19 protein-coding genes and 1 pseudogene are annotated in these 20,536 nt (G+C 57.9%); 7 read left to right on the forward strand and 13 right to left on the reverse strand.

Translation table 11 applies throughout. The annotated features are described in order from the left end of the window. Nucleotides 1-19: 19 nt before the first annotated feature. Complete coding sequence (locus LAC81_RS06630; protein ID WP_223727776.1) at nt 20-823, reverse strand: endonuclease/exonuclease/phosphatase family protein; 804 nt, start codon at nt 821-823, stop codon at nt 20-22. A gap of 213 nt (nt 824-1,036) precedes the next feature. After that, nucleotides 1,037-2,452, reverse strand: coding sequence for a Si-specific NAD(P)(+) transhydrogenase (gene sthA / locus LAC81_RS06635; protein WP_223727169.1), 1,416 nt, complete (start codon nt 2,450-2,452; stop codon nt 1,037-1,039). A gap of 202 nt (nt 2,453-2,654) precedes the next feature. Here sthA and LAC81_RS06640 point away from each other — a divergent pair, with 202 nt between their 5' ends. Together LAC81_RS06640 and LAC81_RS06645 are read left to right on the forward strand one after the other, a co-directional pair. Next, nucleotides 2,655-3,698: a magnesium and cobalt transport protein CorA gene (locus LAC81_RS06640; protein ID WP_223727170.1), complete on the forward strand. Its 1,044-nt coding sequence runs from the start codon at nt 2,655-2,657 to the stop codon at nt 3,696-3,698. A 51-nt stretch (nt 3,699-3,749) separates the two neighbouring features. After that, on the forward strand, nt 3,750-4,928 hold the full coding sequence (locus tag LAC81_RS06645) for a zinc-binding metallopeptidase family protein (RefSeq protein WP_223727171.1): 1,179 nt from the start codon (nt 3,750-3,752) through the stop codon (nt 4,926-4,928). An 85-nt stretch (nt 4,929-5,013) separates the two neighbouring features. Here the strand turns inward: LAC81_RS06645 and LAC81_RS06650 are convergent. Both LAC81_RS06650 and LAC81_RS06655 read right to left on the reverse strand, forming a co-directional pair. After that, nucleotides 5,014-5,178 (reverse strand): annotated as a pseudogene (locus tag LAC81_RS06650) (JAB domain-containing protein); the annotation flags it as partial. A gap of 287 nt (nt 5,179-5,465) precedes the next feature. Then, on the reverse strand, nt 5,466-6,689 hold the full coding sequence (locus LAC81_RS06655; protein WP_223727172.1) for a hypothetical protein: 1,224 nt from the start codon (nt 6,687-6,689) through the stop codon (nt 5,466-5,468). 406 nt (nt 6,690-7,095) lie between these two features. Between LAC81_RS06655 and LAC81_RS06660 the strand changes: the two genes are divergently transcribed. Beyond that, nucleotides 7,096-7,395, forward strand: coding sequence for a hypothetical protein (locus LAC81_RS06660; RefSeq protein WP_223727173.1), 300 nt, complete (start codon nt 7,096-7,098; stop codon nt 7,393-7,395). Nucleotides 7,396-7,419: 24 nt separating this feature from the next. On the opposite strand, the gene LAC81_RS06665 is transcribed toward LAC81_RS06660, so the two are convergent. From LAC81_RS06665 to LAC81_RS06680, 4 genes are all read right to left on the reverse strand, one after another. Then, nucleotides 7,420-7,650: a helix-turn-helix transcriptional regulator gene (locus tag LAC81_RS06665; protein WP_223727174.1), complete on the reverse strand. Its 231-nt coding sequence runs from the start codon at nt 7,648-7,650 to the stop codon at nt 7,420-7,422. Between the two features lie 341 nt (nt 7,651-7,991). Next, the gene (locus tag LAC81_RS06670; RefSeq protein ID WP_223727175.1) at nt 7,992-8,618 is read right to left on the reverse strand and encodes a TetR/AcrR family transcriptional regulator C-terminal domain-containing protein; all 627 of its coding nucleotides are present in this window, start codon (nt 8,616-8,618) and stop codon (nt 7,992-7,994) included. Between the two features lie 27 nt (nt 8,619-8,645). Next, entirely contained in the window at nt 8,646-9,050 is a 405-nt protein-coding gene (locus LAC81_RS06675) for a DoxX family protein (protein ID WP_223727176.1), read from the reverse strand. A 457-nt stretch (nt 9,051-9,507) separates the two neighbouring features. Then, nucleotides 9,508-10,950, reverse strand: coding sequence for a PLP-dependent aminotransferase family protein (locus LAC81_RS06680; RefSeq protein ID WP_223727177.1), 1,443 nt, complete (start codon nt 10,948-10,950; stop codon nt 9,508-9,510). 112 nt (nt 10,951-11,062) lie between these two features. Between LAC81_RS06680 and LAC81_RS06685 the strand changes: the two genes are divergently transcribed. The 3 genes from LAC81_RS06685 (at nt 11,063) to LAC81_RS06695 (ending at nt 12,833) form a co-directional block, all read left to right on the forward strand. Then, the gene (locus LAC81_RS06685; RefSeq protein WP_223727178.1) at nt 11,063-11,299 is read left to right on the forward strand and encodes a thioredoxin family protein; all 237 of its coding nucleotides are present in this window, start codon (nt 11,063-11,065) and stop codon (nt 11,297-11,299) included. Between the two features lie 25 nt (nt 11,300-11,324). Beyond that, on the forward strand, nt 11,325-12,029 hold the full coding sequence (locus LAC81_RS06690) for a glutamine amidotransferase (RefSeq protein WP_223727179.1): 705 nt from the start codon (nt 11,325-11,327) through the stop codon (nt 12,027-12,029). Nucleotides 12,030-12,155: 126 nt separating this feature from the next. Further along, nucleotides 12,156-12,833: a YggS family pyridoxal phosphate-dependent enzyme gene (locus tag LAC81_RS06695; protein WP_235693168.1), complete on the forward strand. Its 678-nt coding sequence runs from the start codon at nt 12,156-12,158 to the stop codon at nt 12,831-12,833. 216 nt (nt 12,834-13,049) lie between these two features. Here the strand turns inward: LAC81_RS06695 and LAC81_RS06700 are convergent, their stop codons facing one another. After that, entirely contained in the window at nt 13,050-14,672 is a 1,623-nt protein-coding gene (locus tag LAC81_RS06700) for an MFS transporter (RefSeq protein WP_223727181.1), read from the reverse strand. A gap of 15 nt (nt 14,673-14,687) precedes the next feature. After that, nucleotides 14,688-15,515, reverse strand: a complete 828-nt coding sequence (locus tag LAC81_RS06705) for an alpha/beta fold hydrolase (protein WP_223727182.1) — start codon at nt 15,513-15,515, stop codon at nt 14,688-14,690. A 248-nt stretch (nt 15,516-15,763) separates the two neighbouring features. Here LAC81_RS06705 and LAC81_RS06710 point away from each other — a divergent pair, with 248 nt between their 5' ends. Beyond that, nucleotides 15,764-17,116, forward strand: coding sequence for a sigma-54 interaction domain-containing protein (locus LAC81_RS06710; RefSeq protein ID WP_223727183.1), 1,353 nt, complete (start codon nt 15,764-15,766; stop codon nt 17,114-17,116). Between the two features lie 198 nt (nt 17,117-17,314). Here LAC81_RS06710 and LAC81_RS06715 read toward each other — a convergent pair whose 3' ends face one another. The 3 genes from LAC81_RS06715 to LAC81_RS06725 all read right to left on the reverse strand — a co-directional run bounded on the left by LAC81_RS06715 (nt 17,315) and on the right by LAC81_RS06725 (nt 20,522). Next, nucleotides 17,315-18,295 carry a GlxA family transcriptional regulator gene (locus LAC81_RS06715; RefSeq protein ID WP_223727184.1) on the reverse strand — a complete coding sequence of 327 codons (981 nt, stop codon included), beginning with the start codon at nt 18,293-18,295 and terminating at the stop codon, nt 17,315-17,317. Between the two features lie 485 nt (nt 18,296-18,780). Continuing rightward, nucleotides 18,781-19,419 (reverse strand): CE1759 family FMN reductase, encoded by a 639-nt coding sequence (locus LAC81_RS06720; protein ID WP_223727185.1) that lies wholly within the window; start codon nt 19,417-19,419, stop codon nt 18,781-18,783. Continuing rightward, entirely contained in the window at nt 19,416-20,522 is a 1,107-nt protein-coding gene (locus tag LAC81_RS06725) for an LLM class flavin-dependent oxidoreductase (protein ID WP_223727186.1), read from the reverse strand. Before LAC81_RS06725 ends, LAC81_RS06720 begins: the two co-directional genes overlap by 4 nt. Between the last annotated feature and the right edge of the window lie 14 nt (nt 20,523-20,536).

A 20,536-nucleotide genomic window follows, 5' to 3' on the forward strand; every position in this document is an offset into this window, starting at 1 on the left:
GCCCGCGCGTCGAGATCGTTTAACCGATGTCGAGGAGTAGGGCGCGGTGGTCCGATACTTCCGGCTCAGCGACGACATCGAAGCGGGTGACCTCAACCGCCCGATTCGCCAGCATGTAATCGGCAAAGCGGCCGCTCTTCAGATAGTGCGACGTCCGGGTGTCCGTGTGGCCGCGGGAAACCACGAGGTCGGTCAACCCCAACCCGGCAAGTGCCTCGAAGGTCGCGCTGTCCGGGAGCACGTTGAAGTCACCGCAGACGACGAGGCGCTCGTTGCCCGGCCAGACTTTGCCGATGAGGTTTATCAGCGCGTCTGCTTGCGCGTTTCGCGCCGGCGTGTCGCCTTTTCCGGAGACTTCTCTGAGGCCATGCATTTGAGCGATGGTGATTGCCGCGCCGGCATCGTGGTCGAAAAGGCGGATGCAATGCGCATTGCGCGCGCGCGGATGTGGACCCCAGCCCTCTGACGAGAAGCTGCCGTGGACAAAGCCGAGCGCCTGGCCGATGACGGAATGCGTTCGCCGGACAAAGGTCGCAAGGCCGAATTCCGAGGCCACGGGCCGGTCGTCGTCCAGCAGCGTGCCGCGTGCCGTTGGGCAGAAGAAGCCATCATGTCCCGAAAGCGCTTCCGCGATCTCGTCGAAGAGATTTGCCCGTTGCGGCAGTTCGACATCCGCGTCGCGATAGATCAGCCACTCGGCTTCGGTCATCGGTGAGCGTGCGATCTCCTGCAGGCACAGAACATCGGCGTCGACCTCCGCGAGATACTTCATCAACGGCGAATGGAGCTTGCCACCCCAGGCATTGAGCGAAAGAATGCGCATGGCGTTCATGTCTCTCTATCAAGAGCGGTAAAACTACCCGATTCGCTGGTCTTGTGGGCATGCGCGCAATCTTTGTGGGCCCGATGTAAAGCTGGCACGGAGACTTCTGACAGTGACGGAGCGGATTGCTCTCGTCACTCACCTATCGAACAGACCAAGGCTCTGAGACGTCGTTTCGACGTCTGACGAACGCTCAGATATGTCGCTCCCGACTTACGCTCTCGGCAACTCCTGCTTGATCTCGCCCATGCGGTTCCAGGCGTCGAGGCCGGCAATCTTGTAGGCCTCGGCAAGCGTCGGGTAGTTGAAGGTGTTCTCGACGAAATATTCCACTGTGCCCTTGAGGTTCAACACGGCCTGGCCGATGTGAACCAGCTCGGTCGCGCCTTCGCCGATGATGTGGACACCCAGCAGGCGCCGCGTCTTCATCGAGAAGATCATCTTCAGTAGCCCGGAATCGAGCCCCATGATGTGACCGCGCGAGGTCTCGCGAAAACGGGCGATGCCGCATTCATAGGGAATGCCGCGTTCCTTGACCTCTTCTTCCGAAAGGCCGCAGGTGGAGATTTCCGGCACGGCATAGATGCCGTAGGGGAAATATTTCTGCGGCTCCATGGCGATCGCGCCGATGGCAACGCGCGCCGCGATGCGGCCCTGTTCCATGGAGGTCGAGGCAAGGCTCGGGAATCCGACGACGTCGCCGGCGGCATAGATGTTCGGAACCGAGGTCTGGAACGTCTCCGGATTGACCTTGAGCCGCCCGCGGCTGTCCGCTTCCAACCCCGCCGCAGGCAGGTTGAGCGTGTCGGTGGCACCCATGCGCCCGGCTGCGAAGAGCACCATGTCTGTGGTGATCCTGCGGCCGTTGTCGAGTGTCAGCAGAACCTTACCATCGTCGAGCCGTTCGACCTTGTCGGCCTTCTGCCCGAGGTGCAGCTTCATGTTGCGATCGCGCAGTTGGTAGGTGAAATCCTCGACGATCTCCTTGTCGATGAAATCGAGCATCGTCGTCTTGGGATCGATCACCGTCACGTGCGTGTCGAGCGCGCTGAAGATCGTCGCATATTCGATGCCGACGACGCCGGCGCCGATGACAACGAGCGAACGCGGTAGTTCTGCGATATCGAGCAGTTCGTCACTGTCGAGCACGGTTTTGCCGTCGAATGGCATGTAATCCGGGCGGAAAGGCTTCGTGCCGACGGCAAGCATGATGCTGGTGCCTGAAACAAGCAGGGTCTCGCCGTCGTCCTTGACGACCTCGAGCGTGGTGGGATCGACGAAGCTTGCCTTGCCGCGCATCTGTTGCACGCGGTTGCGGGCAAACTGGTGCTCGAGAACCTCGACCTCGTGATTGAGGGTAATGATCAGCCGTTGCCTCAGATCGTCGGCGCTGATCTCCTGCTTGACGCGATAGGCGCGCCCGTAGAAGCCCCGCTCGCGCCAGCCGGAAAGATTGAGCGCCGTCTCACGCAGCGTCTTGGAGGGGATGGTGCCCGTATGCACCGAGACGCCGCCGACGCGTTTGCCCTGTTCGATGACGAGGACCTTCTTGCCGAGTTTGGCTGCCTGGATGGCACCGCGGCGACCCGCAGGCCCGCTTCCGACGACGATGAGATCGAACTGGTTCATGGGCATTTCCGTTTGAAGGGAAGAATCGTTGTGCATTGCGAAAACTCTCGCTCGCAGGGTTCTATACCGTCAAAGGCACGGTTTGATGAAGTGGTTTTCATAGCCGAAGCAACCGGATGAGAATATAAGGGAATGCGCGTATGCTTGGCTTCGTTACGACATGCCGAGCCCATCGGTGTCGTATTTGCCTGGGAGGCTGACGATGGGATTGGAGCTTACGAACAGAGCCGTGCCGCAGCTCGACGGGGAGGTCCTCGCTGCACCGCCAGAGCACCGGCCGGGTGTAGTCGCCGCAGCAGTCTACGAGAACGGCGTGAGGGTTCGCGATATCCGCATCGAAGATGCCGGTATGTGGCGGTCGCGGCCGGGTACCGTGATCTGGATCGGCCTGCATGAGCCCGATGCGGATCTGCTCCATCAGGTTCAACGGGAGTTCGACCTGCACGATCTGGCGATCGAGGACGCCTGCAAGGCGCATCAACGGCCGAAACTCGAGATTTATGGCGACTCCATCTTCGTCGTGGCACGCACCGCCCACATGGTCGGCGACGAAATCGCCTTCGGCGAGACCCATCTCTTCGTCGGGCGAGGCTATGTCGTCTCCGTCAGGCACGGCGCGTCGACATCTTACATGGCAGTTCGCCAGCGCTGCGAATCGTCGCCGGCCGCTCTCGCCCACGGCGAGAACTACATCCTCTATTCGATCCTGGATTTCATCGTCGACAACTACATGCCAGTCATCGAGGCGATCCACGAAGAGGTCGAGGAGCTCGAAGACCGCCTGTTGCGAGAACGCCTGCTCAAGCGCGATATCGAACGTCTCTATCTGCTCCGCCGCAATCTCCTGCGACTGCGCAATGCGGTCGTGCCTCTTGTCGACGTCTGTCGTCGGCACGAGCATATCGATCTTCCGGGCATGGATGCCGCGCTGCAGCCACTCTTCCGTGACGTTACGGACCATGTGCGCCGTGTCCAGGAGGATATCGATGCCCTGCGCGAGGTTCTTGCTTTCACCTTCGAGGCGAGCCTGATGATCGGGCAGTCCGAACAGACGGAGATTTCACGAAAGCTCGCGTCCTGGGCCGCGATTCTCGCTGTGCCGACGGCAATCGCCGGTATTTACGGCATGAACTTCGACGACATGCCGGAGCTCAAGTTCCGCTACGGCTACTTCATCGTGCTGGCTGTGATTATCGGACTATGCGGTACGCTCTACCGCTTCTTCCGCCGCGCGAAATGGCTTTAGCCCTGAGTACCAAACCGGCCGACTTTGCCAATTCCGAACTTGGAGGATGTCGTGGCGAGCCTTCTGGAAACGCTTGGTGACCTGATCGGTACGAACTGGAAGCACCGCGACGTGACCAAGCGGTATTCGCGCACCTATGTGTGCCGCTGTGGCAGTCACATCTTTTTCGGCAACACCCTTTGCAACAACTGCCAGGCACCTCTCGGATATCTGCCGGGTGAAGACGTGCTGATGCCGCTTGAACCCGGCCCGCAGCCGGACACTTGGGAAGCGAGTGGCGGGCGGCCATTGCTGAAGTATTGCAGCAACCGTGACACTGCCGCGCAGTGCAACTGGATGCTGACGGCGAGCGAGCCGAGGTCCCTTTGCATCGCCTGCGGGCTGAACAGGACCATTCCGAATCTCGATTGCGAGGACAATGCTCGTCACTGGGGGTTGATCGAGGTGGCAAAGCGAAGGCTGGTGTCGCAATTGCTGGCGCTCGGCCTGCCCGTGAAGTCCAAGGTCGACGAGGACGAGAAACACGGCTTGATGTTCGATTTCCTGCGCTCGCCGGAGAACGGGCCGCGCGTGTTGACCGGACACGCCGATGGTTTGATTACGGTCAATATCGAAGAAGCGGATTCTGTTCAGCGAGAGAAGATGCGGCTCGAACTGCATGAACCCTATCGCACGCTCCTGGGCCACTTTCGACACGAGGTCGGCCACTACTATTGGAATCGGCTCATTCTCAACGGCCCTTGGCTGGAGCCCTTTCGCACGCTCTTCGGCGATGAGCGCGCCGACTATGCGGCGGCGTTGAAGGCGAACTATGAAAACGGCCCACCTGCAGACTGGGCCGATCGGTACATCAGTTCCTATGCTTCCACACATCCCTGGGAAGACTGGGCCGAAACCTGGGCGCACTACCTGCATATGATTGATAGCCTCGGCACGGCATTGGGGTTTGGGCTCGATGCAGAGGATATTGAAGCGATTATCGAGCCGTTTGAGCGCGACGCGTTGTATGCGCCCGACGACACCGGCGCTGACGGGTTTCTGTCGCTGCTGAATTCCTGGATCGAGATGACGATGGTGCTCAACGAATTGGCGCGCAGCATGGGCCAGCCGGACTTCTACCCCTTCGTGATGTCGAAAGCCGCGGTAGCGAAACTGCAGTTCGTGCATATGGTCGTTGAGGAATCTCGCTCGGCGGGGACCGAGTCTGTGGCAACTGGCTTTTTCGGGTAATTACCTTCGCTATCGTATTGCAGGTGAATGGCGTCACCACCGGCTGGTAGCTCAGCCGCGCGAAATGGCTGGGAGGCCAGCGCGATCAGAACAGCCGTAAGCCTTTTAGACTGACGTGCCCGTCCTTGCCGATGATGATGTGATCGTGCACGGCGATCCCCAGGGGCTTTGCCGTTTCGACGATCAGCTTCGTCATGTCGATATCGGCGCGCGACGGGGTCGGATCGCCGGATGGATGGTTATGGACCACGCAGACTGTTCGTATAATGCGTTGAAATAATTATCAAAATATCGTTTTTTAGAAGAGATGGTGCCGTGAATTGGGGTATGCAGAAGATGCCTTCCCGTGATTATCACGCCCGATCATACATGTCTTCGCTGGGTCGTTTCGAAGCACCTGACCGCACTCTATTCTCTTCACCCAAGCCCCAAGCTCGCTGATGGGATACACTACACCTTTGCCAGACTTTACCAAAGACGCCCCAACGCGCATCACCCGCCAGTCCCACGGCGTCCTGCCCCACAGTGTCACCGGCGCTATTCGTTACTCGCGCTATCCCCCGCCTCGGGATGCGAAGCGTGATCGCCTTGCGGTTTTGATGGACGCTTCGCCGCGGCCATCGCGTCTCGAAACGCATTTGTCACGAAGTCTTCGCCGTTTTCGGATGTCTGTCCTCTTTCTGTCAACACAGCCCTCGCCTCGTTGGTCATCTCCATAATGTTCGACATCGACCTGGCATGGGCGATCGCCGGCTCGCTCCCGACTGGCGTTCCGCCATTTTGGAAGAGGTATGTCTGCAAACGGTATACTTGGGCGACGATGTCGCCCGCGTTGCCATTGTGGCTAGCGTCGACGTCTTCAAAAATCAGGGGCGCGTCGAGATCGAAGATCGGACGCACTTCATCATCGAGTTGCTGAAATATGACTCCGGCTCCCCGCGTGCGATCCGACATGTGGCTCAAGTGGTAGCTCTCGTTCTGTCGCAACGGACCCAAAAACTCCCCTCCGGTGCCGCGCTGGGCGATGGGTTGCACGATACGGAGGGCAGCCTTCGCAAGAGGATAGTCCAGAATCGGATGGGCAATTTTTCTGGTCATCGCGTAACCGATGAAGGCCACCTGTCCCGCGAATTCGCCGTCGATGTACCTCTCGACACGTTCTGGATGCCAAAAGCCGCAGCTTCTGGAAAAGGCGTAGTCACTGGAGGCGTTGAACAGGATTATGTCATTCACCCTGAGGGCGAAGCAGCTGGGCTGGTGTTGAAAAATGAGGCTCTCGATGCCGAAGGCGTTCAGTCCTTTCTCCTTCCCATCGAGCGTATAGAGGTAAAGCAGTCGATCCTTCGTGCCGATTCTATTCCCGACGTGGAGATGGGGATCGATGGTTTCTGTGGTCCCTTGCATGATGATCTGATGCAGCCACAAGCATATGCGAACTTTGTCGAGCCAATCCAGGAGGACGAAAGCCTCACTAGAGGTTATCGGCTGTCGATCCAGCAGTGCGAGTACGATCGGCTTCACGGCTGCTTCAAGAGCGCTGTACTCAAGATTGCATGCCTCGCACGCAGGCATAACCAGAGCCGACCATGAGAACCTGATCGGCTTGCCCGACTGAGGATCTATGGCCATCGTGACCACCCGGCTTGGATCGCCGGTCAACTCGAGGAGCCATTTGGGGACGATGTGTTCTCTATTCTTGTTGGCGGGCGGCTGACCACAAAAGACGCACTGACGCTTTTTTACGCTCTGTGGTTTGCTCACTCAGCAGGCCCTCGCCATCTTCACATCTGCGCCATATCGACGCTGCTCCTGCAACGTAGATCTTCCGCTCTCATTGTCTCCACGATAATATTGAGGTCGGGATCTGGCGTGACATTTGCGGTTTTAAACACCGGTAATCAGTAACGAGCATGTGCTAAATGCACAACGCTTCCTCCTGCCCAAAACCACAGCGGCGAAGTCGCGGAAAGATCAGTGGAAGATCGAGTTTCGGTTATTTTGTGGTGGAGTGCATGTGGGAGCTGCCGCGGCGGGTGTTTGACATCTACCCTTGGCGGGATCTCGCGCGGATCGGCCCTGAGCCGCCGTTGCGCCCCTGGACCCGGCGACCAAGCGGCGGCCCCTTGGCCTGGCGCGCTCAGACAATGGGAGTATCGAGAGGATCGCGGTGGCACGAGTTTTTACGCGCGAAGAATTTTACGAGATGGTCTGGTCCAGGCCGCTGACGCATTTGGCCAAAGAATTCGCGATATCCGATGTCGCGCTTCACAAGATCTGCAAGAGGCACGGCGTCCCCAACCCAACGCTCGGCTGTTGGGCGAAAATGGCGGCCGGGCAAAAGGTCAACCGGACGCTGCTGCCGAAAGCTGACGCACGGACATTGGACAGGATCACGATCGCCGACCTTAGCCGCCAGTGCGCGGCGCTTGCCGACGTGCGCGAGCAGGCGCGGATCCTTGCGTGGTAGGCTTCTCGTGACCTGTCTTGATCATTATCGCTGACCATCGTCGCTTTCTGTGGGATGCCTCGGAGCACGACAACGAATCTTATTCGTTTCATCCCAAGCATCAAGGTCCACAACCGGATAAAGGATCGCTCTGCCGATTTTCACGAAAGATGGCCCAATCTGTTTCGCTCGCCAGTTACGGAGTGTGCCAACAGAAATTCCGCTGCGATAGCGTTCGGCGACTTCCTCTGCGGTAAGATATTTCTCCTCAGCCATGTATCCTCTCTGTTCGGTAGCGATCTACGATCGTGCGACGGTGAGGAACGCAAAGCGTGTTATTGATGAGTATCCCGATCACCATCCTGCTCGCGGATGATCGGCACTTCACGGTGCCTCATGGACAAGCATGTAGTGGTGATTCCTCATTTGGAAGGTCGATTCGGTCGTAGTAGGGCGTGCGGTTAGCGGCGGCTAAAAATCGGCGGGGTCCGCTTCGAGGCCCATCGTGACATTGGTGAACGGCGCAACCTCGCGACAGCCGACGCGCATAAGGGCAACAGATGTAGTGACGCCGCTGGCCGAGGAACCGGCAGCTCAATAAGCGATACAGCGAGTTGCTAGGGATCAGGCCCGTAAACAGCGAGAAAGATGGCTACCCCCCGCACCACACGCTGTTCGATTTCTTCAATCGTCAACGGCTTCCGGACATTTAGCTTGATTTCCAGATTGACGAAGCCGAGCCAAAGGCCTGTGAGTTCATCAGCAGCTCGAACCGCGTCCGAAACGTCCAGGGATCCGCATTCAGCGGCATAAACAATCAGTTCCGTTAGAAGCCGTTGAGCACGGCCAGGCCCCATGTCAAAGAATCGACGCGCCACGTCCGCGCGGTCTGAAAGCGATGCGATAAGCCGATCCCAGCCGAGCAAGTCACGGCTATTGATGAATTTCACATAGCGCAGTCCGAAATCGAGTAACGCGTCGGGTATCTCCATCTCTTTGATGGTTTGGAAGTCTTCGTCGATAATAGTGTTATTAGATTCTCGTCGGATTATTTCTTCAATCAATCCGTCTTTGTCCGTGAAGTTTCCATAGACGGTGGCTTTCGCAACGCCTGCCGCCGCAGCGACCTCGTCCAATGTGACGTCAGGCCCATTCGAAAGGAAGAGGCTGCGCGCCGTTTCCAGCACAGCAGTCCTCTTAGCATCGTCCTTCGGTCTACCTCGCGTGCGCTTCATTTCAACCATTAGATGCCTCTGCCTCAAGTGCGATATTTACGAAATAACCGAAAGACTCGCGGCGACGGCCAAACCTCCCACCACTGTGATGTGCTCGAGGGCGATCTGAAGCTCACTGACCTTCTTGCGGCCCTCGAACCGCCAAAACGCGTGACCGTAAGGAATGGTGAGCAGCGTAAATCCCGCCAGAGCGGCAGCTCCTAACCACCCAAGGCCGGCAAAATTGGTGATGAGCAGAGCTGACCCGATCAACTGACAAGCGATCGTGGCTGCCGCGAAGAGCCGAGGAAACGGCAAGTTAACCTCCACGACCTCTTGCACGACGGCGTTGAACTTAAAAACCCCGAAGAGCCCCGCAATCCAAAAGAGCGAGGTCAAGACCACCTTGGCTGCGATGGCGAAGTGGGGGTGCGATAGTGCGATGATCACGAAATTTTCCATGAGACTCTCTAATTAGTAGACGCTTTAGTTTGGTATATATATTCGAGACGAACAAGTATGGAAAATGCGCCTGCGACATTTTGGCGGTTGGCGCTTGAACATGACGGTGATCGCCGGTTCCCAGATTTGGGCGAGGTTGCGTCGAAACCGGCATGGTTGGGTGGTCGAGATGCAAGCCGGGTTCAGATGACGAGATCGGGCCGCTGAAGATCGCCGCGAGGGATTAGGGGCCTCTTCGTAGCTCGGACATAAGGGAGTGCGATCCCACCCTTCCACCCGGCATCCGATCGAACGCTTCAAACCACTCGAGGCAAGCAATCGTGGGCGTCCAGGAAGGCCGTTAAAGGTAAGCCGAACGGGCTTTACGCCTCATCGCGTGCTTCGGGCATGGAGCCAGTTCGATGAGTGTTCCGGATGAACCCGTGGCACACGGAGAATTGTGCTATCGCGGCATGTCTCAGTCGGGCCGTGTTCGGCTGAGCAGATCGACAAGACGTGACAGCTCGCTCTGGTCGAGACTGGCATATCCGACCCGAAATGCCTCGGGGGCGCGCGAAGCGTCTAGCGCGAAACGCAGGCCCGGTGTGACCGCCAGGCCCGCGCGATGCGCATTGAATGCCCATGTTTCGGCGCTGAGGCCAGAACGCAGACTGATCCAAAGAGCAAGGCCGCCAGCGGGGGTCTCGAATGTTACTTCGCTACCCAGGCGACTGATCAACCTCTCCGCGAGATGGTCTCTCCTTGCTTGGTAAATGCGGCGAGCCTTGCGAGCGTGCCGTCGAAGCGCGCCGTCCTCGATCAGTCCTGCAAGCGCCTGTTCGAGCGGCAGATCGCCCTGCCGGTCGATCGCTTCGCGCCGATCCACCATGCGAGCAAGGATGTCCGAACGCGCCGTGACGTATCCTACGCGCACGGCGGGGGCGAGCAGTTTGGAAAGCGATCCGATATAGATGACTGGCAACTCCACTTCCGCTCTAACTGCCAAGGGAAGCACCGGACGGCCGTCGAAGCGATACTCATGGTCGTAGTCGTCTTCGATGATCGTCAGACTGCGGTAACGTGCGATGTCGAGCAACTTCAATCTGCGGCCAGCGCCAAGCGTCACTGTGGTTGGATACTGGTGGTGGGGCGTCACATAGATGGCTCTTAGACGTGGTTCTCGGTCGGCGATGGACGCCAGGCGGGAGACGTCGATACCTTGGCCATCGACGGGCACGCCGATCACCTTCGCCCCCGCTGCGCGGAACGCCGCCCAAGCGAGCGGATATCCCGGGTCCTCGACCGCAATGGCTTCGCCCGGCTCAATGACCGCAGAGGCCGCGAGGAACAGGCCCATTTGGCTGCCTCGGGTAACGAGCAAATCGGAAGGCGGTGCTATCAGCCCGCGTTCACTCTCCAGATAATCGGATAATGCCTCGCGGAGCGAGAGCGCGCCACGCGGATCGCCATAACCAGTGTCTGACAGAAAAGCCGGCCCCAAAAGCGCCCGGCGAAAGGCGCGTCCCAGCTCGCTGCGAGGCATAAGTCTGGAATCTGGCGCACCATCGGTTACGCGAAGCGGCGACGGCGCTCTCATTTCTGTTCGTACGGCGTTCGCTGGCGCAGATTTGCGGTCCGCGTCGTTCGCTGGCCTTAGATCAGGCAGATCGCGAGCGACGAACGTCCCTCGCGATGGCTCCGCCACGAGCCAGCCCTGCATGGTCAATTCATGATAGGCCGCATCGACGGTATTGCGATGAACTTTCAGACTCCTTGCAAGGGCGCGAGTTCCTGGCAACGCTTCGCCCGGCTTTAGGCGGCCGCGCTCGATTTCGCGAACAATGGAAGCAACAATGTCTAGGAAAATTGGCTGCTTACCGTCGCGCGAGAGTTCAATCGTGATGTCGCGGCGTGCGTTCAACCGGCCTATCCATATTTCCAAAACCGGCCCTCAACACTAGGCCGGTTAAAAGGTATTGCATGAGAACGATGTCATCGCAATCCCGCGTTGGCCGGAACAAAGAGGTCGGAGCATGGCTGAGAAAGCAGTATTTTATCACGCCGGATGTGCAGTGTGCGTTGATGCGGAGCAACGCCTTGCGGGCGCAGTCGACAAGAGTCGTTATGACGTCGAGATCGTTCATCTCGGCGAAAACAGCAAACGTATCGACGAAGCGGAACGCGCCGGTGTCAAGTCGGTCCCCGCTTTAGTGATTGCAGGCGCCGTCTATCACATCAATCACGGCGCCGACCTCTCGGCCCTTCGCTGAGTGCTATCTCGACGGAGATTCCGAGATGCTGAAAACGGCGGTCGCCATCCGGCACATCCATTTCGAGGATCTCGGAACCTTCGAAGCCGTCCTTAGCGCCGCCGGCTACAGGATCCACTACTACGACTTAGGCATCCATGAGCTTTGGACGCTCGACCCGTTGCTTAGCGACTTGCTTGTCGTTCTGGGGGGGCCTGTCGGGGTCTATGAGACGGATACCTATCCTTTCCTCGTCGAGGAACAGCGGCTTTTGAAGGCAAGGCTGGCGGTTGATCGCCCGACGTTGGGCATCTGCCTGGGCGCGCAGCAGATTGCAGCGACGCTCGGCGCGAAAGTCGAGTCAATGGGAACGAAGGAGATCGGCTTCTCGGAGCTGGCCTTGACGGATGCGGGGCGGGTTGGGCCGCTTAAGCATCTGGAAGGCGTCCCGGTGCTGCATTGGCACGGGGACGCCTTCCAACTTCCCGATGGCGCGGAAACCCTGGCTACGACAGCTCTTTGCGGGGCGCAGGGCTTCGCCCTCGGTCGCAATGTTCTCGGACTCCAATTCCACCCCGAGGTTGACGCTTGCGTGGGCATCGAGCGCTGGCTGATCGGTCACGCCGCTGAGCTGACTGCTAGCGGCATTGATCGGGATGGCTTGCGCGCGGACGCAGTCCGGTTCGGGCCGGTGTTGCGTAATGCCGCTCGCAAGATGTTCGCCGAATGGCTGCAGGGGCTCGCGGAATAACGGCCTCAAACGATCAATTGGTTGCACGTGCCAGCGGGCAGGACGGGTGGCCGACTGAGGGAAAAGCGAATGGCTGAAGTCGCCGTCAATCTCGCAGCAGTCAGGCAAACGATAGCGGACGCTGCAGTGCGCTCGGGCCGCTCGCCCAATGCAGTGCGCTTCGTTCTCGTGACCAAAACCGTCGCGCCCGAACGGGTGCTCGAAGCTATCCGCGCGGGTGCGAATGATCTCGGCGAGAATAAGGTGCAGGAAGGACGATCGAAGGCCCAAGCCTTATGTGGTGAGGCTGTCCATTGGACGATGATCGGTCATCTCCAAAGCAACAAGGTGAAGGACGCGCTACGCTTTGCCGAGGAGGTTCAGTCTCTCGACCGGCTGTCGCTGGCAACGGCGCTCGAAAAAAGGCTTCAATATCTCGGGCGCGGCCTCGACGTGCTGGTCCAAGTCAACACATCCGGCGAAGCCAGTAAATATGGTCTGCGACCAGAGGACGTGCCGGCATTTCTGCGGGAGCTCCGCGCTTTCGATGCGCTGCGCCCAAAGGGCTTCATGACTCTTGCAACTTTTACGCCCGACGAGGTGGAGGTGAGGCGCTGCTTTCGCTTGCTTCGGCACATTCGCGACCGCGCAAAAGCCGAGGCACCGCAGGGCGGAAGCCTCGTTGACCTCTCCATGGGCATGTCGGGCGACTACGCTTGGGCTATCGAAGAAGGCGCGAGTATCGTCCGCGTTGGCCAGGCTGTGTTTGGGCCGCGGCCGGTTCCAGATTCTCATTATTGGCCAGGCGCGGCGGGAACTGCCTGATGCTGGTCATCCCAATTCAAAGCCAGGTCATCCACGGCCACGTCGGCAACAGCGCGGTGGTCTACCCATAGTGACGCAACGACAAGAGTGAGCGCGAGTTTGGGGCGGCTTACTACGTAATAGGCTCCGGTCGGGACAAGGTCAAAAGCAGAGTCCGGAACAAGCCCGGACTCCACCATCACCAATTGAGCTCGAACTTGACGTCTCGCTGGGAGATTAGGTGTTCAAGTCACGTCCCCGTGTCTCGGGGAGGAAAAGTGCACCCACAACCGCAGTAAGTCCCGCGAAAGCTACGGTATACCACAGCCCCCCAAATACGTCGCCAGTCGCAATCACGACTGCCGTTGCGACGAACGGCGCGAAACCACCAATCCACCCATTCCCGAGTTGCAAGGCTACTGAAACACCGCTGTAGCGTATGCGCACAGGAAAGAGCTCCACCAGAAGCGCTCCTAACGGTCCGTAAACCATGGTGGCAAGGAGCACCAAGGAGAAGAGGATCGCGATTACTATCGGTCCATTGGGTTCCACAGGAGCATTCGGAGCAGGCAGACCGCGTGTCGTCAGAGCAGCAAATAGCTTTGCTTCGTCGTAGGCCTCAAGCACGCCATCGTTCAATTGAACCCGAAGTGCCTGAGTGCCTGCCTTAATCGTATAAGGAACCGCTCGGGCCGTAAGAAGCGCCTTGGCCTTTTGGCACTGTGTCGTCGCCTCGGGGCTGAACAATTGCCCAATGAAAGACTGATCGTGGTGGCAGTCGTTTCCGATAAGATGAACGGAAGTTTGCGCGCGGAATTGGGCAAGTGCTGGATTGCCATAAGTACCGAGCGCTTGAAAAAGCGGTATGATCAGCAAAGCGGAAAGTGCACAGCCTGTAACGACGATCCATTTGCGCCCGACCCTGTCGGAGAGCCACCCGAAGAACAGGAAGAATGGCGTGCCTAACGTGAGCGCAATCAGGAGATAAAGGTTCGCCTGATCGTGCGTCATTTTCAGCGTAGTGGTCATGAAGTAGAGGCTGTAGAAGTGGCCGGTGTACCAGATAACCGCCTGGCCAGCGACGACGCCAAAAATTGCAACAAGAACGAGGCGCAGATTGCGGCCATCAGCCAAGGTCTCTGCAATCGGATTTTTCGACCCCTTGCCTTGAGCCTTCATCTGCTGAAAGACCGGAGATTCGTGGAGTTTTAGGCGAATGTAAAGTGAGAGAATTAGAAGCATTATTGATCCGACGAACGGCAACCGCCAGCCCCAGTTCGCGAAGGCCTCTGGCGACATCGAAGATCGGCAAAGAACGATAACGATTAGAGAAAGGAACAGGCCAAGCGTGGCAGTGATCTGGATCCAGCTGGTCGTTAAACCGCGGCGGTCTATATCGGAATGTTCCGCAACATACGTCACGGCACCACCAAACTCGCCGCCAACGGCCAGTCCTTGCAGTAGGCGTAAACCTACGAGCAACGCAGGAGCCGCCCACCCGATTGTTTCGTAAGTTGGCAGGAGGCCGATCGCAGCCGTCGCCAATCCCATGACCAGCATCGTCACCAGGAAGGTCTTTTTTCGGCCAACGACATCGCCGAGACGGCCAAATACGACAGCGCCGAACGGTCGAAGAACAAATCCCGCGCCAAACGTTGCCAGAGCCGCGAGTAGGGCCGCGGTTTCGTTGCCCTTTGGGAAGAAGAGCGTGCTGAAAAAGGCGGCAAGCGAGCCATAGATGAAGAAGTCATACCATTCAAAAACAGTCCCCAGCGCAGCCGCGAAAACCGTTCGCTTCGTGTTGCGGTTAAGGGCGTCGGTGTACTCTACAGCTTTGGATGAAATTCCATGAACAGACATCGTTGTGCCCTCGCTTTAAACCGCATGCTGCGAACGGCCTTGAGAGGTCGCAGCACTAATGCGTTGTTCAACAGTGTTCAGATACGCGGTCAGGACTTCGTTGAAGCGGCGAGGGGCCTCGAGCATTGGAAAATGCCCCGCATCTTGGATCACCTCCAGCGTGCTATCCGGTATGCCTTCCGCTAGGGCAACGGACTCTCGCGGTGGAGTTATGATATCCTCGTTGCCAACCACGATTAGAGTCGGCACTGTGATATCGCGAAGATAGGCACGACTATCTGACGCATTGAGCGAAGAAATTGCCTCGCGCGCTACGAAGGCGGGTGTTTGCGAAACCTCTTGTTTTGCAAAGTCGACGAGTTGCCGCGTGGCGGTACTGCCAAACGATCGCTCAATGACGTTCTGACTCGCCTCCACTACGCCGAGATCATCGATCGCTTTCAGAACATTGTTGACGTTCACGTCCTCCCCCAACCCATGTGGAGTCGCCCCTACAAGCACCAGGCCGCGCACCCGTTCAGGGTGGGTGAGCGTGAAGTTTTGAGCGATGGTTCCACCCATTGAAAGGCCGACGAGAATAGCGCTTTTAATTTCCAGATCGTCGAACACCTTCAGTAAATCGGATACAAAAGCCGGGATCGTATAATGGCGCTCCGAAGGTCGGGGAGATACCCCATGCCCGGGCAAGTTGATGCGGATGACTTTGTATTGAAATGAAAAAGCGCCGACCTGTTCTCGCCAGAACTCGGCCGTTGTCGTGAATCCATGGACGAACACGATCGCTGGACCTGTGCCTGATATGCACACGATTGTGTCGCCAATCTCGATTGTCTCCGTAGGCATCATATTTGCTCCCCATTAGGTTGTTACGCCACGACACATCGCAAGCCGCGGGCCAGATTTTCATCTCACCCGAATTCACCCATAACTCGCTGAAATTACTCGGCTTTGCAGCCCGTCCGACAACAAGGCGAGGCTCTTCGTTTTCCAAATAGTCTCACGAAGCGAACACTTTTCGTCTCGTATTTGAGACAGGGAGCCTGTATGATCCTGGCAGGGCAATTAGCGCTGAAACAATCCGACAGGTTGAGATGGCACTTCCGGAATGGCTTGCAGGATCATCGGAAGAGGCTGGTTTTCTCCGGCTCGTCCTCGATCATGTCTCCGACTGCCTAGTGGCCGTCGATACCGAAGGAGCAATTGTTCTCATTAACGAGCCCTACTGCCGCCTGCTCGGCGGTGAAGCGGAGGATTTTCTTGGCCGACACATAACCGACGTAGTGGGTCCGCAAACCAAACTTCATTTCGTTGCGCGTGGGGTCGGCACTCACGTCGGATATCCACTTGAAGTGCATGGTCATAAGCTCGTGACGAAGCAGGTCCCCGTGCACAAGGACGGCAGGATCATTGGAGCCGTCGGCCTAGCGTTGTTCTCCGACTACGACGCTTTGAAAAAGACGTACAGCCGGATATCGAAGGCGGAACTTGCCATTCCATCGAAACCGAAAGCTTGGCAGTCGAAGTTCGGCCCAGACGAAATTATCGGCACCGGGCAGGTAATGGACGCACACCGGGAAACGCTCAAAGTGGCGGCTGCCTACGATCTGCCAGTTATGATCTTCGGAGAGACCGGCGCGGGGAAGGAGTTGTCAGCTCATTCGATCCATGCGCTGTCGGAGCGAAGTGCCGGTCCATTCGTATGGGTGAACTGCGCGTCGATTCCGAGTGAACTCATCGAAGCGGAACTTTTCGGTTACGAAGGTGGCGCCTTCACTGGCGCCCGCAGCCAAGGTAAACCGGGTAAGGTTGAGCTCGCCGCCGGCGGCGTTCTGTTCCTCGACGAGATCGGAGACATGCCGCTATCGCTCCAGGGGAGTTTGTTGCGAGTTCTGCAGACGGGAGAGATTGTCCGCGTTGGCGGCACAAGTCCGGTCACCATTGACCTTCGGATCATCTGTGCAACCAACAAATCGCTCGCGGACTTGGTTCGGTCGGGCCGCTTCCGCGAAGACCTCTATCATCGCCTTAGCGTGCTGCCGATAAGTGTACCCAGCTTGCGAGAAAGAGACGATCTGTCGCATCTTGCGGATCGTCTCTTGATAAGAATTGCTGCCAACCTCAGAAAGCCACCGCCAACTCTGACGGCAGAAGATCGCAAATTGTTGTCGGTTCACACATGGCCCGGCAACGTTCGCGAATTGGAAAACGCACTGACGCGCTTCATCGTAACTGGCAAGCTATCCATTCTATCGTTGAATGAGCATCGTCACTTATCCTTCTCCGATGCGGAAAGCGACTTGAGGACACGTTTGCGATCTGAAGCCCATGCTTCAATTCGTTCCGCCCTCGAACAGACCCGAGGCAACAAACAGCACGCCGCTAAGCTACTCGGCATAAGCAGGGCGCAGTTTTATAGATTATGGAAAGAGCTCCCCTTATCTTAAAATACGCTACGGTATCGAGAACCTTCGCCATGGTGGGGTGCTACCGCGGTTCAGCGTTGCCCCAATTACAGGAAGGTGTAACGACTCCCATATTGGCACTTTCCTGACTTTAAATACGTGAGTCCGCAAAGTTTTCAGCTCATCGCAACTGGATGTGGTGTTGGATAGTTTGGGGCAGGCTACCGAGCAACGGGTGCGCTAACGTGGTGTTTCCTGCTCGTGGCGGAAGCTGGCACGATATTGTAGTGGCGTAACGCCAAGCCGTTCCTTAAAGATATCATGCATCCGGTCGGCCCTACCAAAGCCGCAATCGAAGGCGACGGCCTTAAGCGGAAGGTCGTTCGCTTCGAGCATCGCACGGGCCGCGTCCACCCTGGCGCGTTCAATGAATTCGTGAGGCGTGATCCCAGTCTCTTGCACGAAGTGTCGTGCAAGGTTCCGAGCGCTCATGCCAACGTGCTGTGCCAGGGTTTGCAGGGTGTGGCGAGCGGCAAGAGCGCTCATGACATGGTTTTGCACGCGGCTCATCGGCGACTCCGGATCTGCGGGCGCCGATAGATACGGGCTAAACTGGGACTGCCCGCCCTGTCGTTGCGCAACGACGACCAGCCGCTTCGCCACGGCAACAGCGATAGGATGCCCGTAGCGTTCCGCAACCAGCGCCAACCCCAAATCGATGCCGGCTGTGACCCCGGCAGACGTGAATAGGCGTCCGTCTCGAATGTGGATTCGATCGTGTACCACCGTGGCGGCGGGAAAGCGTTCAGCGAGTTTCTGTGCGTTCTGCCAGTGTGTCGTCACGCGCTTTCCGTCGAGTAGGCCAGCATGGCCCAAGGCGAAAGCTCCGGTGCAAACCGACCCGTAGATGCTGGCGCGCCAGGGTGCATGACGTAGCCAGTTCTGCATTGCCGGTTCCGGAGCGCGGTCCGGCAGCGCAGGCCCGCCGGCGACAAGCAAGACATCGAATCCCCCTGACGCCTCCTCGAATGTTGCATCAGCTAAAATCTGCATTCCGTTGGACGCGCGCACTGGGCTACGGGAAGCTCCAACGAGGAGAACCTCAAAGCCTTCCCCGGCACCAACGAAAGCATTCGCCTCGGCGAATACGTCGATCGGGCCGGCGACGTCGAGGGCCTGGACGCCTTCATGAATTGCTATCGCAACTTTCTGAACCACCATCTTAGGAAGACCTTTGTTATACGGACAAGCGGCGATAGCTCCTCTGACTTCATTACTCCGCAATTTCAGCAACTACTGGCTGGTCACAAGAGGATCTCTTCAAAACCGGAACATCGCCTCGAGGCCGACCATGTGGATTGTCCCGGCCGGATCGGTTTCCCGAATAAAGTCGCCCGAATATGAAGCTTGGAATGAATGGAGCGGGGTAGGCTGCCAGCGCAGACCATCTCTTCTTGATGGCCAACGAACGTGCCGTGGAGTCGTCGCTCGTACGCATCAGGTTTCCAGGCATATCTTGCGCCCCCGCCACGCAGGGGAGCAACGTGAGACACGCCAGAACGGACAACGCCCTGCCGATCCTTGAGATCGACCGGGTGTTGCTGATGGCTCCCTGTGGCCATCCGAACCGCGTTCGGCGCGGTGGGCTGGTCAATGCAGATGGCGAAAAAGCGCTTGCTGCGCGACGCGGCTGCATCGTGGACGCATTATCCGGGCAGATGGGCATCGCGCGACCCCGCTGCCAGGTGGAGGTCGAACGATGTCGTGCCCTCGCTTGGGGCCTCCGCTTTTTGAGAGACGTAAATCTTCATTGCTTGGGCGAGTTCGCGTGCTGCTCTGTCGACGCGCTCTGAAAGAGCTCCGCCCGATGACGCTCCACCGAAGTCTTCGGTAGCGGCGAACACTGCCGTTGGAACAACGGTCGCACGTAGATAGATGAAGATCGGCCGAATGACGTTCTCAAGCACGAGCGCGTGTCGCGGTGTGCCCCCGGTAGCAGCAAGCAGAATCGGTTTTCCGGCGAGGGCGTCTTTCTCGATAACATCAAAGAAGGACTTGAACATTCCGCTGACCGAAGCGGCAAACACTGGAGACGCGATGATGAGACCGCTCGCTTCTGTGACCTTCTGGATCACCGCATCCAACGACGGTGACGGGTATCCAACGAGCAGGTTGTTTACGACGTCGTGCGCAGTATCACGAAGCTCGATGGTCTCTACTTCGAGATTCGAAGCGATGTCGTTTGCGTTCGCACGAACCGCAGCGGCGAGTTGATCAGCGAGCAGTCTCGTTGATGAAGGCTGACGAAGCCCCGCGGAGATGACGACCAGGGATTTGTTGGTCATTCTGCGGCCTCCGCGGTGACCTCGGACATCGCCAAGGATTTCAGCTTCAGCGACGCATGCGTCGGGGCCTCCGGCACATGAGAAGGACGCTTGTTGTCGAATTCTCTTCGAAGGACAGGGATTACGTGCTCGCCGAGAAGCTCGACTTGCTCGAGCGCCATCGCGGCAGGCAAGCCCAATCCATCGACGTTGAAGAGTTGCCGCTGATAGTCACCGAAATCCTCTCGGAAACGCATCGTCCGATCGATGACCTGTTGTGGGCTCCCCACGGAGAGTGGCGTTTGCGCCATGGTTTCTTCCAGCGATGGTCCGCGACCGTATATGTCGGAGTTATCGAAAAACGGGCGGAACTCACGAATTGCGTCTTGTGAGTTTTTCCGAATGAAGGTTTGTCCACCCAACCCGACGATCGCCTGATCGGCCGAACCGTGTCCGTGATGCTCAAAGCGCTGCCGGTATAGCGTAACAAGCCTTTTGGTGTGCGAGGACGGCCAGAAAATGTTGTTGGCAAAGAAGCCATCTCCATAGAAGGCGGCTTGCTCGGCAATCTCTGGCGTTCTGATGGATCCGTGCCACACGAAAGGAGGAACGCCATCGAGAGGGCGGGGCGTCGATGTGAAGTGTTGAAGCTTCGTGCGGAACCTGCCTTCCCAGTTCACGACGTCCTCTCGCCATAGTCGGCGAAGAAGCGCGTAGTTCTCGATCGCGAGCTGAAGGCCATCCCGGATGTCTTTTCCGAACCAAGGATAAACGGGACCGGTATTACCGCGTCCCATCATCAAATCTACTCGCCCGTCTGCTAGGTGCTGAAGCATCGCATAGTCTTCCGCGATCTTGACGGGATCATTTGTCGTTATCAGTGTCGTCGATGTGGAGAGCAGAATTTTTTGCGTCTTGGCGGCGATGTAGCCCAAAAGGGTGGTGGGCGAGGACGGCACGAACGGCACGTTGTGATGTTCTCCGGTCGCGAAAACATCGAACCCAAGTTCTTCAGTTGCCTGCGCGATAGCGACCATCGCCTTGATGCGTGCCTTCTCAGACGGTGTGCTTCCCGTCGTCGGATCCGTGGCGATGTCACCGATTGAAAAAATGCCGAATTGCATGTGTGAAACTCCTC

Origin of the sequence: Ensifer adhaerens (assembly GCF_020035535.1) — a bacterium.
Lineage (GTDB): Bacteria > Pseudomonadota > Alphaproteobacteria > Rhizobiales > Rhizobiaceae > Ensifer.